Origin of the sequence: Streptomyces sp. NPDC046870, assembly GCF_040704595.1 — a bacterium.
GTDB lineage: Bacteria > Actinomycetota > Actinomycetes > Streptomycetales > Streptomycetaceae > Streptomyces > Streptomyces argyrophylli.
This window is the reverse complement of record NZ_JBEYXM010000002.1, coordinates 351,112-366,238: the sequence shown is the minus strand read 5'-3', so window position 1 is coordinate 366,238 and position 15,127 is coordinate 351,112. Positions and strand designations below refer to the sequence as shown.

The following is a 15,127-nucleotide window of genomic DNA, read 5'->3' as shown; positions in this document are numbered from 1 at the left end:
CCCATGAAACCGGACATGGGTGGGCTCGCTGGCCTGGGAAGTGATCGGCGTGATCGACACCGATGGCGACTGCGCCGAGTGGACGTTTCCCGCCGAACCGGGCGCCGTGCGCAGCGCCCGCGCGGCGGTCCGGTCGAAGCTGCACGGCTGGCACCTGGACTGCGTCGCCGACCTCGCCGCACTGCTGGTCAGCGAGCTGGTCACCAACTCGCTGCGGCACGCCACCGGTCCCATCGGCGTACGGCTCGTCCGCCCGGCCGGACTCGACGGCACGCTGCGCGTAGAGGTCTCCGACCCGCTCCCCGACCTGCCGCGCGAACGCGTCGCGCACCCCGAGGACGAGAGCGGACGCGGCCTTCAGCTGGTCGCCGGCTCCTCGCTGAGCTGGGGCACCCGGCCCGCCGCGAACGGAAAGACCGTCTGGTTCGAACTGGCGGTGCCCGGGTGACGGCTCGGCACGGCACGCGCAGGGGCACGGGGGTGTACAGCCGACGGCGTGCCGTCCATCGTGCGCGCCGGGGGCGCACGTGGTCCCGCGGTGGGTGGTTCGGCGGTGTGTTCCCTGGTTAGAAGAGTGGAAGTGTTGTCACGGACCGGTCCGAAAAGTACCTGGGCCGTGCTGTGATCGTGAACACCGTGTTGTGCGGCGCCGTAGTGCTGGATACTGCGGGCAGCCGCCCCCGGTGACCGGTGCCGGACGCGGTGAGCTGGAGGGGACGGTTCGCGTGAGCGAGATACCAGCGAAGGCCACGGAGTCCGAGGACCCGTCGGACGGCGCGAGGAGGCAGGCCGCGGAGGCCGCCGCGGCACCTGGTGACGCCATGTGGCAGAGCAGTCCGCCCGGTTCCATCTACGACTACATCAAGGTCGCGTCCTTCTCCATCAGTCCCGGCGGGCTGGTCGACCAGTGGAGCCTGCGCGCCGAGCAGCTCTTCGGCATCCCCGCCGCACGCGCCGTCGGCATGGACCCCATAGAGGCCTTCATCGACCCCGATCTGCGGGAGCGCGGCCAGCGGAAGATGGCCGAAATCCTCGACGGCCGGGAGTGGACCGGGGTGGTGCCGTTCCGGATGCCCGACCGGCCGGACGGCACGCGCGGTGAAGAGGGCCTGGCCGAGGTGTACGTCATGCCGACGCGCACCGCCGAGGGCGACAAGGCGGCCGTGTGCATCGTCGTGGACGTCCGCACGCTGCGCAACATCGAGACCGACCTCGCCGCCTCGCAGGCCATTTTCGGTCAATCCCCTTTCGGATTCCTGCTGATCGACACGGATCTGCGGGTGCGCCGCGCCAACATGCGGTTCGCCTCCATCTTCGGCGGCACCCCGGACGACCACCGGGGCAAGGGAGTCCACGACTACCTGCCGCGCGGCGAGGCCGAGCGGGTCTCGGCCACGCTGCGGCGGGTGCTGGAGAGCGGCGAGTCCATCACCGACATGCACGTCACCGGCTTCGTCCCGGGGTCCGAGGAACGCCGGCACTGGTCGGTCAACCTCTACCGGGTGCACAGCGGCAGCGGCCGGCCCATCGGCGTCGCCTGGCTCGGCACCGACATCACCTCCCGTCGCGCCGCCGCGCGCGAGGCGGCCGCCGCCCGGCGCAACCTGGCCCTGCTCAACGAGGCCGGCGCCCGCATAGGGAACTCCCTCGACCTGGAGACCACGGCCCGCGAACTCCTCGACGTCGTCGTCCCCGGCTTCTGCGACCTCGCCACCGTCGACCTCTACCAGGGCCTGCTGACCGGCGACGAGGCCCCGCCCGGCCTCGCCGACGGCAGCGCCGAACTGCGCCGTGTCGCCTACGCCAGCGCCGTCTCCGGCGCGCCCTTCGGCCATTCCGGCAAGCGCGTCGAGGTGGGCGCGGTCCACCACTTCCCGTTCACCTCGCCCTGCGCGGACGCCCTGCGCACCGCCCGCCCGCAGCACGTGCCCCCCGAGGAGGGCGGACTCGTGCAGTCCACGCTGGCGGTGCCGATGGTCGCCCACGACACGGTCGTGGGACTCGCGCAGTTCGCCCGGACGAAGGGCAGCGAGCCGTTCGGCGACCGCGACCGGGACCTCGCGGTCGAACTGGCCGCACGGGCCGCCGTCTGCATCGACAACGCGCGCCTGTACCGCCGGGAACACGAACGGGCGTTGATACTGCAACGCTCCCTGCTCCCGCCCGGCGACCCCGAGGCGTCCGGCCTGGACATCGCCTGCCGCTACCTTCCCGGCAACGCGGCGACGGAGGTGGGCGGCGACTGGTTCGACGTCATCGAACTCCCCGGTCACCGCACGGCCTTGGTGGTCGGGGACGTCATGGGCCGGGGCCTCAGGGCGGCGGTGGCGATGGGCGAACTCCGCACCGCCGTGCGCACGCTGGCCCTGCTGGACCTGGAACCGGCGGAAGTGCTCTCGGCGTTGGACGAGATCGCGCGGGGCCTCGGCACGCCCGGCGGTATCCAGCAGGCGACCCGGACGGCCCGTCAGCCCCGGGACGCGGACCTCTCCGAGGTGTACCTCGCGACCTGCGTGTACGCCGTGTACGACTCCGTCACCCGACGCTGCACGTTCGCCAACGCCGGGCACCTGCCGCCGGTGCTGGTCGAGCCCGGGGAGGCGGCGCTGATGCTCGACGTGCCGCCCGGCATGCCGCTGGGCGTGGGCGGGGAGCCGTTCGAGGAGGTCGAGGTCGAACTCCCCGAGGGCGCGCTGCTCGCGCTCTACACGGACGGCCTGGTCGAATCCCGCGACCACCCGCTGGACGAGGGGCTCCAGGCTTTCGTCGGCGCCCTCACCGACCCCTCCCGGCCCCTGGAGGACGTCTGCGACCACGTCCTCAACACCCTCGACACCCACCACGGCGAGGACGACATCGCCCTGCTGATGGCCCGGGTGCAGGGGCTGCCCGCCGAGTCCGTCGGCGACTGGACGCTGCCGCGCGAGCCGCGCAGTGTGGGCCGGGCCCGGGAGTACGCCCGCGGACAGCTGCTCTCCTGGGACCTGGAGCCGCTGGTCGACACGACGGAGCTGCTGGTCAGCGAGCTGGTGACGAACGCACTGCGGTACGGCGAGGGGGACATCAGGCTACGGCTGCTGCTGGACCGCACCCTGGTCTGCGAGGTCTGGGACTCCGGCCTGGTCCAGCCCCGGCGCCGCCGGGCCCGCGACACCGACGAGGGCGGGCGCGGGCTCCAGCTGGTCGGGCTGCTCAGCGCGGCCTGGGGCTCCCGGCGGACGCCTCGCGGCAAGACGGTGTGGTTCGAGTTGCCGCTGCCCGGCTCGGAGGGCGGCCTCACCGACCCGGCCGAGGCCCTGCTGAGCCTGTTCTGACCCCGGTCCGCCCACGCGCCTGGCCCCCAGGCCGCCGCTGCCGGGGGCGTCCGGCCGGTCCTACCTGTGCAGCCGGGAGCGGGTCCGGGGGCCGCCGAACGCGGGCGGGGGACCGCCGTCCGGGTCCTCCGCGAGGAGGATCCCGCCCAGGACCGCACCGGCGAGGCCGGCCGCGTCCCCTGCCGGTCCGTGGGCCCGGACATCCCGGTCGGCCAGCCTGCGCGCCTCCCCGGCCACGACGTCGGCCCGCCCCGCGTTGCCCGCGCCCTGCTCGCGCACCGCCTCCGCCAGCCGCGCCCGGGCCTCCGTACCCACCGCCCCCCGGTGCACCCCGACGAACTCCTCCGCCCCGGCGACCGAACTCCGCGCCACGAGCAGCGCCGCCGTGTCCAGCACCCCCGACCGCACCCCCGTCAGCCGCTCGACGGCCCGGGTGATCCGGCGCAGCGCGTCCAGCGGGTCGTACGGCCCACCGGTCAGCTCCTCGCGGACCGCAGCCAGCACCGCGTCGGCGTGGGCCGGCCGGGCAGCCGGTTCGTCCGGGGGCGGCGACGTCTTCCCGGTCTCCCCCCGGACCGTGGCCGGCGCCCCGTCGGCGGGTGCGGGCCGGACGTGGGGTCCGCCCGGCGTGGGCGTGGCGCGCCGGGCCGCGGCCACCTCCGCCTCGGCGCCGGTCAGCGCCGCCGGCAGCAGTCCGGCCGCCTCCCGTACCTGGTCCGCGAGCCGCTCCACCCCGTCCACCAGCACCACCGTCCGGGCCACGGCGCCCTCGCCCGCGCGCAACTGCCATACGGCCCGCTGTGTCTCGCCCACGTCGGCGGCCTGCCGGGCCTCGTTCAGCCGTGCGCCGGCGAACACCAGCAGATCCTTGGCCTGTTCGACGTACCCGGTGACGGACCCGGTGGCCGAGGGCGCGTACCGCTCCCGCAGCTCCGCCAGGGTCCGCTGCGCGGTCATCGTCCGTGCCGCCAGCTCCCGGAACCGCTCCTCGGCCGCCTCCAGCGCCGCGCGCATCCCCTCCTCGTCCGCCGTGAGACCCCGCAACCGGTCCAGCGCCTCCGCCTGCGCGTCCAGCCGCCGCCCCGCCTCCGCGCAGCGCCCGATCACCCCGACCAGCGCCTGACGCCGGGCGCCCGCCTCCCCGGGGACGCCCTCCTCGTACCGCCGCCAGATCGCGAACGCCGCCGACAGTTCCGTCTCGGCGGCCCGCACCGCGTGCGTGAACGGCTCGGTCCGCTGCTCCCCGAAACGTTCCCGCACGAAGGACAGCTCCTCCCGGCTGGTCCGCACGCAGTCGTCGGCCAGCCGCAGTGCCGCCCGGGCCTGGCGTTCGGAGTCGGCCGGGGCGGCCACGGGCGGACGCTTCGCGACGCCGGCCGGGGTCGTCCGGGTCCGGGCCCGGCGGGTGCGCCGCACACAGCCGTATCCGGCCAGGGCCACGGCCGCGACCCCGGCGACGAGCGGCGGCACGAGATCGGCGGTCGATGCGCCGCCGGCCGGCCGCGGGGCGGCGGCGCTCGCCACCGCGCCGGCGGGAGCCACGGGAACCGGATCACGGGCGTCGACCGTCATCACCGGCAACACGAGCCACCCCGCTCCCACCAGGGTGCCCAGCACGGCATGTGCCACCCGCACCCGTATGTGCGCGGTGGCCCGCCGGGGCCGGCCCCGGAACTGGGAGGAGGACACGTTTCGGAGCGTATGGGCCGGTAGACGACTCCGCGAGCGGGATGGATACGGGTGGGGGACCAGGCGGACAGGGGGACGGAATGGACGAGAACCGGACGGACGGCATCCCGGCGGACGGGAACCGGACCGACCGGCACCCCCCGGCGCCGGACCCGGTCCGGCAGGCGCAGCCCCGCCCGGACGACCACAACGACCCGGACGCCTCCGGAACCCGGCCCGCGCCCCCCGCCCGCCCCCGCTCCCGCACGCGCCGTCTCCTCCGGGTCGCCGCCGGGCTCCTCGCCCTCCTCCTGCTCCCGCTGCTCGCCGCCGAGACGGCCCTCCGGCTCGAGTACACGGGTGATCCGGCCCCCGGCACCCGCACCCGGCACCGGGACGCCCTCTGGCTCGGGCACGCCTGGGTGGACGGGCGGAAGACCGACCGGGACGTCGAGGCCCTCGCCCGCCGCCTGCGGGGCACCGGCATCCGCGATCTGTACGTCCACGCGGGGCCGCTCGAACACGACGGGACCCTCCCGGCGTCGGCCTACCCGAAGGCCCGCCGGCTGATCGCGGCCGTCCACCGGGAACTCCCCGGCGTCCGCGTCCAGGCATGGCTCGGCGACAAGCTGGCGACGGAGAGCCCGGACGGCCTGCGCCTGGAGCGCGCCGCGACCCGGGCGGCGGTCGTCACCTCGGCCCGGCAGATCCTCGCCGCCGGCTTCGAGGGCACCCACCTCGACCTGGAGCCGCTCCACTCCGGCGACCGCGACTACCTGTCCCTCCTCGACGACCTGCGCGACCTCACCCACGCCCGGGGCGCCGTCCTCTCGGTCGCCGCCCACCAGATCGACCCACTGCCCGCCTTCCACTCCTTCTGGGGCACGACCACCGGCCACCCCAAGTGGTGGTCGCAGAGGTACTTCGGGCAGGTGGCCCGCCGGGTCGACCAGATCGCCGTCATGTCGTACGACACCATGCAGCCGTTGCAGAGCCTGTACGGCGGTTATGTGGCCCAGCAGACCAGCCTGGCCCTGGAGGTCACCCCCGAGAGCACCGACCTGCTGATGGGCCTGCCCTTCTACCACGAGAACCGGTTCGGTCACCGGGCGCGCGCCGAGACCGTCCCGGCCGCCGTGCGCGGGGTCCGCCTCGGACTGAGCCGCACCGACGCCGGCCGCGCCCGCTTCGGCGTCGCCCTCTACGTGGACTTCGCGGCCACCGAGGCGGACTGGCGGGCGTACCGGGACGACTGGACGGCTACCCCCCCGACCGCCTCCTGATCCTGGAACCCAGCCAGACCAGCGGGTCGTACTTGCGGTCCACCGCGCGTTCCTTCAGCGGGATGAGGGCGTTGTCGGTGATCTTGATGCCCTCGGGGCAGACCTCGGTGCAGCACTTGGTGATGTTGCAGTAGCCGAGGCCGTGGTCGTCCTGGGCGGCGCGGCCGCGGTCCAGGCCGCTCCCGGCGGCCGCGTCCAGCGGGTGCATGTCGAGTTCGGCGACGCGCATCAGGTAGCGCGGGCCGGCGAACGCCTGCTTGTTCTCCTCGTGGTCGCGCACCACATGGCAGGTGTTCTGGCACAGGAAGCACTCGATGCACTTGCGGAACTCCTGCGGGCGGTCCACGTCCTCCTGGAACATGCGGTACTCGCCGGGCCCGAGACCGGGGGGCGGCACGAAGGCCGGGACCTCGCGCGCCTTCTGGTAGTTGAAGCCGACGTCCGTCACCAGGTCCCGGATCACCGGGAAGGCGCGCAGCGGGGTGATCGTGACGGTCTCGGCGCGGTCGAAGACCGACATGCGGGTCATGCACAGCAGCCGGGGGCGGCCGTTGACCTCCGCCGAGCACGAACCGCACTTGCCGGCCTTGCAGTTCCAGCGCACGGCGAGGTCGGGCGCCTGGGTCGCCTGGAGGCGGTGGACGATGTCCAGGACGACCTCGCCGTCGTTCACCTCGACCGTGAAGTCCTGAAGGTCCCCGCCCCGTTCGTCGCCCCGCCACACCTGGAAGCGGGCTTCGTAGCTGCTCACTCGTACAGCTCCTCTTCGGCGAGGTACTTGACCAGCTCCTCCTTCTCGAAGAGGGCGAGCAGGTCTGGGCGGATGGGATCGGTGGTCTCGCGGGTGAGGCGGATCTGGCCGCGGGCCGGGTCGGTCGCCGCGAGGCCGCCGGTGGGGTCGGCGAGGGTGCACAGCAGGTTCACGTTGCGCCAGGCGCGGTCCATCCGGGGGTGGTCCTCGCGGGTGTGCCCGCCGCGCGACTCGGTGCGCTCCAGCGCGGCCCGGGCCACGCACTCGCTGACCAGCAGCATGTTCCTGAGGTCCAGGGCGAGGTGCCAGCCCGGGTTGAACTGGCGGTGGCCCTCGACGCCGGCCCGCCGGGCCCGCATCCGCAGCTCGGCCAGCCTGTGCAGGGCCTGCTCCATCTCGCCCTCGCGGCGGATGATGCCGACCAGGTCGTTCATCGTCTGCTGGAGTTCCTGGTGCAGGGTGTACGGGTTCTCCGGCGGGCCCGCCTCGCCCTCCGCCCCGGCGGAGAACGGCCGCAGCGCCTCCGCCGACGCCGTGCCGACCTGGGCGTCGTCCACGGGCGGGCGCCGGTCCGCCAGCGCCCGCGCGTACTCGGCCGCGTGCCAACCGGCCCGGCGCCCGAACACCAGCAGGTCGGAGAGGGAGTTGCCGCCGAGCCGGTTGGAGCCGTGCATGCCGCCGGCCACCTCACCGGCCGCGTACAGCCCGGGCACCCCGCGTGCCGCCGCCGTGTCGGAGTCGACCGCGATGCCGCCCATCACGTAGTGGCAGGTCGGCCCGACCTCCATCGCCTCCGCGGTGATGTCGACGTCCGCCAGCTCCTTGAACTGGTGGTACATGGAGGGCAGCCGGCGCCGGATCACCTCGGCGGGCATCCGGGTCGACACGTCCAGGAAGACCCCGCCGTGCGGGGAGCCCCGGCCCGCCTTCACCTCGGCGTTGATCGCGCGGGCCACCTCGTCGCGGGGGAGGAGTTCGGGCGGCCGGCGGTTGTCGTCCGGGTCCTCGTACCACCGGTCGGCCTCCTCCTCCGACTCGGCGTACTTCTCCTTGAAGACGTCCGGGACGTAGTCGAACATGAACCGCTTGCCCTCGGAGTTCCGCAGCACCCCGCCGTCCCCGCGCACCGACTCGGTGACGAGGATGCCCTTCACCGACGGCGGCCAGACCATCCCCGTCGGGTGGAACTGCACGAACTCCATGTTGAGCAGCGGGGCGCCGGCCAGCAGCGCCAGGGCGTGCCCGTCGCCCGTGTACTCCCACGAGTTTGACGTGACCTTGAAGGACTTGCCGATGCCGCCGGTCGCGAGGACCACGGCCGGCGCCTGGAGGACGAAGAAGCGGCCGGTCTCACGGTCGTAGGCGAACACGCCCGAGACGCGGTCGCCGTCCTTGAGGATCCGGGTGACCGTGCACTCCTGGAAGACCTTCAGCCGGGACTCGTAGTCCCCGGTCCGGCGGAAGTCCTCCTGCTGGAGCGCGACGGTCTTCTGCTGGAGCGTGCGGATCAGCTCCAGGCCCGTACGGTCGCCCACGTGGGCCAGGCGCGGGTACTCGTGCCCGCCGAAGTTCCGCTGCGAGATGCGGCCGTCCTTCGTGCGGTCGAACAGCGCGCCCCAGGTCTCCAGCTCCCAGACCCGGTCCGGTGCCTCCTGCGCGTGCAGTTCGGCCATCCGCCACTGGTTGAGGAACTTGCCGCCGCGCATGGTGTCGCGGAAGTGGACCTGCCAGGTGTCGTGCTCGTTGGCGTTGGCCATCGCCGCCGCGATGCCGCCCTCGGCCATCACCGTGTGCGCCTTGCCGAACAGCGACTTGCAGATCACGGCCGTGCGGGCGCCGCGCTCGCGCGCCTCGATGGCCGCGCGCAGGCCCGCGCCCCCGGCCCCGACCACGACGACGTCCCACTCCTGCCGGTCGACCACGGACATCAGTTCAGTCCCTCACTGGATCTCTAGAAGAAGCGCGGATCGGCGAAGACCCCGGACGCGACCAGGTAGACGTAGAAGTCGGCGAGCGCCACGCTCAGCAGCGAGGCCCAGGCCAGCTGCATGTGGCGGGCGTTGAGGCGGCCTACGAACCGCCAGGCGCGGTAGCGCACGGGGTGCCGGGAGAAGTGCTTGAGCTTGCCGCCGACGATGTGCCGGCAGGAGTGGCACGAGAGGGTGTACGCCCAGATCAGCGCGATGTTGGCGAGGAAGACGAGGGTGCCGAGGCCCATGTGCCCCCACCGGTAGTGCTGGTCCCGGAAGGACAGCACGGTGTCGTACGTCAGTACGGCGGCCACCAGCAGGGCGGCGTAGAAGAAGTAGCGGTGGACGTTCTGCAGGACCAGCGGGAAGCGGGTCTCGCCGGTGTACGTCCGGTGCGGCTCGGCCACCGCGCAGGCGGGCGGGGACGCCCAGAAGGCGCGGTAGTACGCCTTGCGGTAGTAGTAGCAGGTCAGCCGGAAGCCGAGCGGGAAGATCAGGATGATGACGGCGGGGGAGATGGCCCACCAGCCGCCGAAGAGGTCGGCGTTGGGCCCGGCGCGCATGGTGCGGCAGTTCTCCGCCAGGCACGGCGAGTAGAACGGCGAGACGTACGGCGCCGCGTAGTAGTGGGCGTTCGCGAAGGCCCGCCACGTCGAGTACACGACGAAGGCCAGCAGACCGGCCGCGGTGGCGGCGGGCGCCAGCCACCAGCGGTCGGTCCGCAGGTGCGGGGCGGCGATCGCGGCGCGCGTACGGGCGCGTACGCCACCGCTGTTCTGCTGGGGTTCCGTACCAGTGGCCAAGGGGGACTCCGGTTCGGTTCGGGGGATGTCAGGGGGCGCGGCGGTCGCGGGCGCCCAGGCCCTCGTCGTCCGAGTCCGTCCACAGGCTGATGTCGTAGGGCGCGTCGGAGATGGTGACGAGGTCGGGCCGGCGCGGCATGGCCGGGGCCGCGGCGGCCTCCCGCAGCAGTGCCACGCTCTCCCGCAGGTGGTCGGCGTCCAGGCGGACGCGGCGTATCTCCAGAGCGCCGCCGAGCTGGTGCTCCAGGTGGCTCACCGACCGGTTGAGGTCGTCGAGGCAGCGCTGGACGGCGTTGATGTCGTCGTGCACGGACATGACTTGCCCTCGCTTCCGCGGGTCCGGCGGTCAGGGGCGGCAACGTGCATGCGCCTTGGAGTGTTGCGCCTCCCGACCGCCGGTGTGAAGGGATGTGCAGCGATTGGCCGGGGCGTACGGAGGCACCGCCCGGTGTGTTGCGCCGCACGGGTGGGCTTACGGGCCGTCGCCGCCGTGTCGCCCACCGTGTCCGGATCCTTTCCTCTTCAGTGGCCGCATAGATCTGATCAGCTCCATATACCGCCAAACGTGATCAGCTCCATATACCGACAAATGTGAGCATAAGGCCCGTGGCTTCCTGGAGGTAGCAGAGATGTCCTACGACGGCGTTGGGCAGCGCCCCGAAGCGGCGCGAGGCTCCATCGACGGGCGGCTCTGCCGCGGAGCTCGACCAGCCACGACGCCCCCGCGGACGGCCGGCGCCCGGTCCCGGCACGTGCGGCGTGCCCTCGTCTTCCTCGGCGCGGGCGCCCTCGCCGTCCCCCTCCTCGCCGGCTGCGGCGAGGACGACGACGCCGGCACCCCCCTCGCACCGCAGGACATCGCTCTGGTCGCCCGTGACAAGGTCGCCGACGGCGGCACCCTGAAGTGGGCCGTGGACGCCGTACCGGAGACCCTGAACACCTTCCAGGCCGACGCCGACGCCGGCACCAGCCGGGTCGCCCAGGCCGTGCTGCCGTCCATGTTCCGGCTGGACGCCGCCGGGCGGCCGGTGGCCAACCCGGCCTACCTGGAGTCGGCCAAGGTCATCGAGACCGAGCCGCGCCAGGTCGTGCTGTACAAGCTGAACCAGCAGGCCGTCTGGACCGACGGCCGGGAGATCGGCGCCGCCGACTTCGTCGCCCAGTGGCGCGCCCTGTCCGGCAAGAACAGCGCCTTCTGGACCGCCCGCAACGCCGGCTACGACCGCATCGCCAAGATCGAGCGCGGCGCCAGCGACCTCCAGGTCCGGGTCACCTTCTCCCGCCCCTACGCCGACTGGAAGTCGCTGTTCTCCCCGCTGTACCCCAAGGACGTCATGGGCACCCCGGACGCCTTCAACGACGGCGCCCGGCGCAAGCTGAAGGTCACCGCCGGGCCGTTCAAGGTCGCGAAGGTCGACACCGCCAAGAAGGACGTCGTCCTCACCCGCAACCCGCGCTGGTGGGGCAAGCCCGCCAAGCTCAACGAGATCGTGCTGCACGCCGTGACGCGCGACAAGCGGGCCGCCGCCCTCGCCGACGGCAGCGTGGACCTCGCCGAGGTCGACTCCGCCGACGCCCAGCGGATCGGCCTCGCCCACCGCGAGAAGGGCACCGGCACCCCGCTCCAGGGCGCCGGGGGCAAGACCTCGGCGAAGAAGCTGCGCGACTGGGCGCTCGCGCACGGCTTCGAGTCCGACCAGGTGCACGCCGGCAAGCGGAAGCTGCGCAAGGCCATCACCCGGTACCTGGAGCAGCAGCAGGCACTGCGGGACGTCGAGGTACGCAAGTCCCTGGAGCCCGCCTACACCCAGCTCGCCCTCAACGGCTCCACCGGTCCCCTCGCCGACGAACGGGTCCGCCGGGCCGTCGCCCGTGCCCTGGACCGCGTGGAGCTGGCCCGGCTGGTGCTCACCCCGCTGGGGCTGCCCGCCGTACCGGTCGGCAGCCACCTCGCCCTGTCCGGGCAGGCCGCCTACGCCGACGGCAGCGGCGCGATCGGCGGCCAGGACGCCAAGGAGGCGCAGGCGCTGCTCGCCGACGCCGGCTGGGTGCGCGGCGGCCCGCTCAAGGAGCCGAAGAAGCCCGAGAAGGCGGCCGGCCCCCAGCGTCCCACCGAGGACGTGTCCAACGGCGGCAAGGACGGCGAGTACATCGTCGGGGAGGACGACGACGAGAAGGGCCGCGACGACGGGCCGGGCGGCGGGAGCCACGGCGGCGTGGACGGCGACGGCAAGAACGAGCGCCGGGAGTCCGCCGGCGACCAGCACGAGCACCCCGACCAGCGCCTCGGGGGGGAGGGCAAGCACGGCGGCGCGCCCGGCGCGTACGCCCCGCAGGGCACGGCCGCCCCGGCCGCCGCGCCCGCCGGACCGCTCGCCAAGGACGGCAAGCCGCTCGCGCTGCGCTTCGTCCTGCCCTCCGGGTCCGGTTCGGAGACGCTGAACTCGGTCGGCGAGCGGATCTCCGCGATGCTGGAGCAGGTCGGCATCCGCACGACGATCACGAAGGTCTCGGACGAGAGCTACTTCAAGGACCACATCGCCGCCGGCGACTACGACCTCGCCCTGTACTCCTGGCCGTCCTCCGCGTTCCCGGCGACGGACGCCCGGCCCATCTACGCCAAGCCGGTCGCGGCGGCGGACGGCTCGGTGAACGTCGAGCAGAACTTCACACGGGTCGGCACGGACCAGGTCGACCAGCTCTTCGACCAGGCCGCGACCACGCTGGACGAGGACGAGGCGCGCTCCCTGATCCGCAAGGCCGACTCCCGCATCTGGGCCGCCGCGGGCTCCATCCCGCTCTACCAGCGGCCCCAGCTGGTGGGCGTCCGGAAGAACGTGGTCAACGCGGGGGCCTTCGGCTTCGGGACGCCGGTCTACGAGGACATGGGCTTCCTGAAGAAGGGCGCGAAGGTCTCGCCGAGCCCGGCCAAGTAGCCCGCGCAGGGTGCGTCGGAGGCGGCCTGAGCTGCACCGACGTATCCCGGCGAGCTCCTGCGGCAGCGGCCACGTACCATGGGGTGAGGCCGTGGCGTGTCCAGCCCGGCAGGGCCCGCGCGACACGGACGTACGCGCAGGGCAGTCCGCACACTCCGGGAGTACGCCACACTATGGCCACGCGCCACGACATCCGCAACGTCGCCATCGTCGCCCACGTCGACCACGGCAAGACCACCATCGTCGACGGCATGCTGAAGCAGGCCGGTGCCTTCGCCGCCCATCAGCTCGACTCGGTCGACGACCGCATGATGGACTCGAACGACCTGGAGCGTGAGAAGGGCATCACGATCCTCGCCAAGAACACGGCGGTGAAGTACCACCCCAAGGACGGCGGGGACCCGATCACGATCAACATCATCGACACCCCCGGCCACGCCGACTTCGGTGGCGAGGTCGAGCGCGGTCTGTCGATGGTCGACGGCGTCGTGCTGCTGGTGGACGCCTCCGAGGGCCCGCTGCCGCAGACCCGCTTCGTGCTGCGCAAGGCGCTCCAGCAGCGCCTGCCCGTCATCCTGTGCATCAACAAGACGGACCGCCCGGACTCCCGGATCGACGAGGTCGTCAACGAGACCTACGACCTCTTCCTCGACCTGGACGCGGACGAGGAGCAGATCGAGTTCCCGATCGTCTACGCCTGCGGCCGTGACGGCATCGCCTCGCTGACCAAGCCGGAAAACGGCACGGTCCCGGCCGACAGCGACAGCCTGGAGCCCTTCTTCTCCACCATCCTGGAGCACATCCCCGCCCCGACCTACGACGAGGACGCCCCGCTCCAGGCGCACGTCACCAACCTGGACGCCGACAACTTCCTCGGCCGTATCGCGCTGCTCCGCGTCGAGCAGGGCGAGCTGCGCAAGGGCCAGACGGTCGCCTGGATCAAGCGGGACGGCTCCGTCAGCAACGTCCGCATCTCCGAGCTGATGATGACGGAGGCGCTCACCCGCAAGCCGGCCGAGAAGGCGGGCCCGGGTGACATCTGCGCTGTCGCCGGCATCCCGGACATCATGATCGGCGAGACGCTGGCCGACACCGAGAACCCGGTTCCGCTGCCGCTCATCACGGTGGACGAGCCGGCGATCTCCATGGTCATCGGTACGAACACCTCGCCGCTGGTCGGCCGGGGCGGCACCGGAAAGGGCGCGGACGCCAAGGCGGCCGTGAAGGACCGCAAGGTCACCGCCCGCCAGGTCAAGGACCGCCTGGACCGCGAGCTGATCGGCAACGTCTCGCTGCGCGTGCTGGAGACCGAGCGCCCGGACGCCTGGGAGGTGCAGGGCCGTGGTGAGCTGGCGCTCGCCATCCTGGTCGAGACCATGCGCCGCGAGGGCTACGAACTGACCGTCGGCAAGCCCCAGGTGGTCACCAAGGACGTCGAGGGCAAGGTCTACGAGCCGGTCGAGCGCATGACGATCGACGTGCCCGAGGAGCACATGGGCGCGGTCACGCAGCTCATGGGTGTCCGCAAGGGCCGCATGGACAACATGTCCAACCACGGCTCCGGCTGGGTCCGCATGGAGTTCGTCGTGCCGTCCCGTGGCCTGATCGGTTTCCGTACCGAGTTCCTGACCCAGACCCGCGGCACGGGCATCGCCCACTCCATCCACGAGGGACACGAGCCCTGGTTCGGTCCGCTGCAGACCCGCAACAACGGTTCCCTGGTCGCCGACCGCTCCGGTGCCGTCACCGCGTTCGCGATGACGAACCTCCAGGAGCGCGGCGTGCTCTTCGTGGAGCCGGGCACCGAGGTGTACGAGGGCATGATCGTCGGCGAGAACTCGCGCTCCGACGACATGGACGTCAACATCACCAAGGAGAAGAAGCTCACCAACATGCGGTCCTCGACGGCCGACGTGACCGAGTCGATCGTGCCGCCGCGCAAGCTGTCGCTGGAGCAGTCGCTGGAGTTCTGCCGCGACGACGAGTGTGTCGAGGTGACCCCGGAGGCCGTTCGCATCCGCAAGGTCGTGCTCGACCAGAGGGAGCGGGCGCGCGCCGCGAGCCGCGCCAAGCACAGCTGATTCCGGCCACCTCCCCGGCCATCTGAGCCCGGGTTCCCCCATCGTGGGGGAACCCGGGCTTTTTGCAACCGGTTTTCGGGTGGACCATGTCCGACATGCGGAGATCGCTGCCCGATAGCCATGTAACAAGTCCGTTTCGCGCCTTCTTCTGACGAACAGTTTGTCCAGATTTTGGAAGGTGTAGGCGTGAGCTGTGACTGAATTGAGATCTACGGGCAGTGGTCGGTGGTCGACCCATGGCAGATAGTTAGCCGCGTAGCGCTCGGGTCAATGGGTCTCGCGCTGTGGGGACAGCGCCGACTCACGAGCACCACTGGGTTT

The 15,127-nt window shown here is 72.4% G+C and carries 10 protein-coding genes; 5 read left to right on the top strand and 5 right to left on the bottom strand.

Annotated features, from left to right (window positions below):
* The first annotated feature begins 19 nt into the window (after positions 1-19).
* On the top strand, positions 20-448 hold the full coding sequence (locus tag AB0946_RS06095) for an ATP-binding protein (RefSeq protein ID WP_366759397.1): 429 nt from the start codon (positions 20-22) through the stop codon (positions 446-448).
* Between the two features lie 277 nt (positions 449-725).
* The gene (locus tag AB0946_RS06090) at positions 726-3,314 is read left to right on the top strand and encodes a SpoIIE family protein phosphatase (protein ID WP_366759396.1); all 2,589 of its coding nucleotides are present in this window, start codon (positions 726-728) and stop codon (positions 3,312-3,314) included.
* Positions 3,315-3,374: 60 nt separating this feature from the next.
* Here AB0946_RS06090 and AB0946_RS06085 read toward each other — a convergent pair whose 3' ends face one another.
* Entirely contained in the window at positions 3,375-5,003 is a 1,629-nt protein-coding gene (locus AB0946_RS06085) for a hypothetical protein (RefSeq protein ID WP_366759395.1), read from the bottom strand.
* A gap of 80 nt (positions 5,004-5,083) precedes the next feature.
* Here AB0946_RS06085 and AB0946_RS06080 point away from each other — a divergent pair, with 80 nt between their 5' ends.
* Positions 5,084-6,265 (top strand): hypothetical protein, encoded by a 1,182-nt coding sequence (locus AB0946_RS06080; protein WP_366759394.1) that lies wholly within the window; start codon positions 5,084-5,086, stop codon positions 6,263-6,265.
* Here AB0946_RS06080 and AB0946_RS06075 read toward each other — a convergent pair.
* The 4 genes from AB0946_RS06075 to AB0946_RS06060 are packed head-to-tail and all read right to left on the bottom strand — an operon-like array spanning position 6,243 to position 10,105.
* Positions 6,243-7,016 (bottom strand): succinate dehydrogenase/fumarate reductase iron-sulfur subunit, encoded by a 774-nt coding sequence (locus AB0946_RS06075; RefSeq protein WP_366759393.1) that lies wholly within the window; start codon positions 7,014-7,016, stop codon positions 6,243-6,245. The genes AB0946_RS06080 and AB0946_RS06075 overlap by 23 nt on opposite strands.
* Positions 7,013-8,944: a fumarate reductase/succinate dehydrogenase flavoprotein subunit gene (locus AB0946_RS06070; protein WP_366759392.1), complete on the bottom strand. Its 1,932-nt coding sequence runs from the start codon at positions 8,942-8,944 to the stop codon at positions 7,013-7,015. Before AB0946_RS06070 ends, AB0946_RS06075 begins: the two co-directional genes overlap by 4 nt.
* Before the next feature lie 23 nt (positions 8,945-8,967).
* Complete coding sequence (locus AB0946_RS06065) at positions 8,968-9,789, bottom strand: hypothetical protein (RefSeq protein WP_366759391.1); 822 nt, start codon at positions 9,787-9,789, stop codon at positions 8,968-8,970.
* Between the two features lie 28 nt (positions 9,790-9,817).
* Positions 9,818-10,105, bottom strand: a complete 288-nt coding sequence (locus AB0946_RS06060) for a hypothetical protein (RefSeq protein WP_366759390.1) — start codon at positions 10,103-10,105, stop codon at positions 9,818-9,820.
* Positions 10,106-10,418: 313 nt separating this feature from the next.
* Here AB0946_RS06060 and AB0946_RS06055 point away from each other — a divergent pair, with 313 nt between their 5' ends.
* Together AB0946_RS06055 and typA are read left to right on the top strand one after the other, a co-directional pair.
* Positions 10,419-12,725: an ABC transporter family substrate-binding protein gene (locus AB0946_RS06055; protein ID WP_366759389.1), complete on the top strand. Its 2,307-nt coding sequence runs from the start codon at positions 10,419-10,421 to the stop codon at positions 12,723-12,725.
* A 173-nt stretch (positions 12,726-12,898) separates the two neighbouring features.
* Positions 12,899-14,806: a translational GTPase TypA gene (gene typA / locus AB0946_RS06050; RefSeq protein WP_366759388.1), complete on the top strand. Its 1,908-nt coding sequence runs from the start codon at positions 12,899-12,901 to the stop codon at positions 14,804-14,806.
* Positions 14,807-15,127: the final 321 nt, after the last annotated feature.

Bases quoted from the DNA above. Each gene is read 5' to 3' on its own strand.
- AB0946_RS06080 (WP_366759394.1), top strand. From the start codon at position 5,084: ATGGACGAGAACCGGACGGACGGCATCCCGGCGGACGGGAACCGGACC.
- AB0946_RS06070 (WP_366759392.1), bottom strand. From the start codon at position 8,944: ATGTCCGTGGTCGACCGGCAGGAGTGGGACGTCGTCGTGGTCGGGGCC.
- AB0946_RS06060 (WP_366759390.1), bottom strand. From the start codon at position 10,105: ATGTCCGTGCACGACGACATCAACGCCGTCCAGCGCTGCCTCGACGAC.
- AB0946_RS06055 (WP_366759389.1), top strand. From the start codon at position 10,419: ATGTCCTACGACGGCGTTGGGCAGCGCCCCGAAGCGGCGCGAGGCTCC.
- typA (WP_366759388.1), top strand. From the start codon at position 12,899: ATGGCCACGCGCCACGACATCCGCAACGTCGCCATCGTCGCCCACGTC.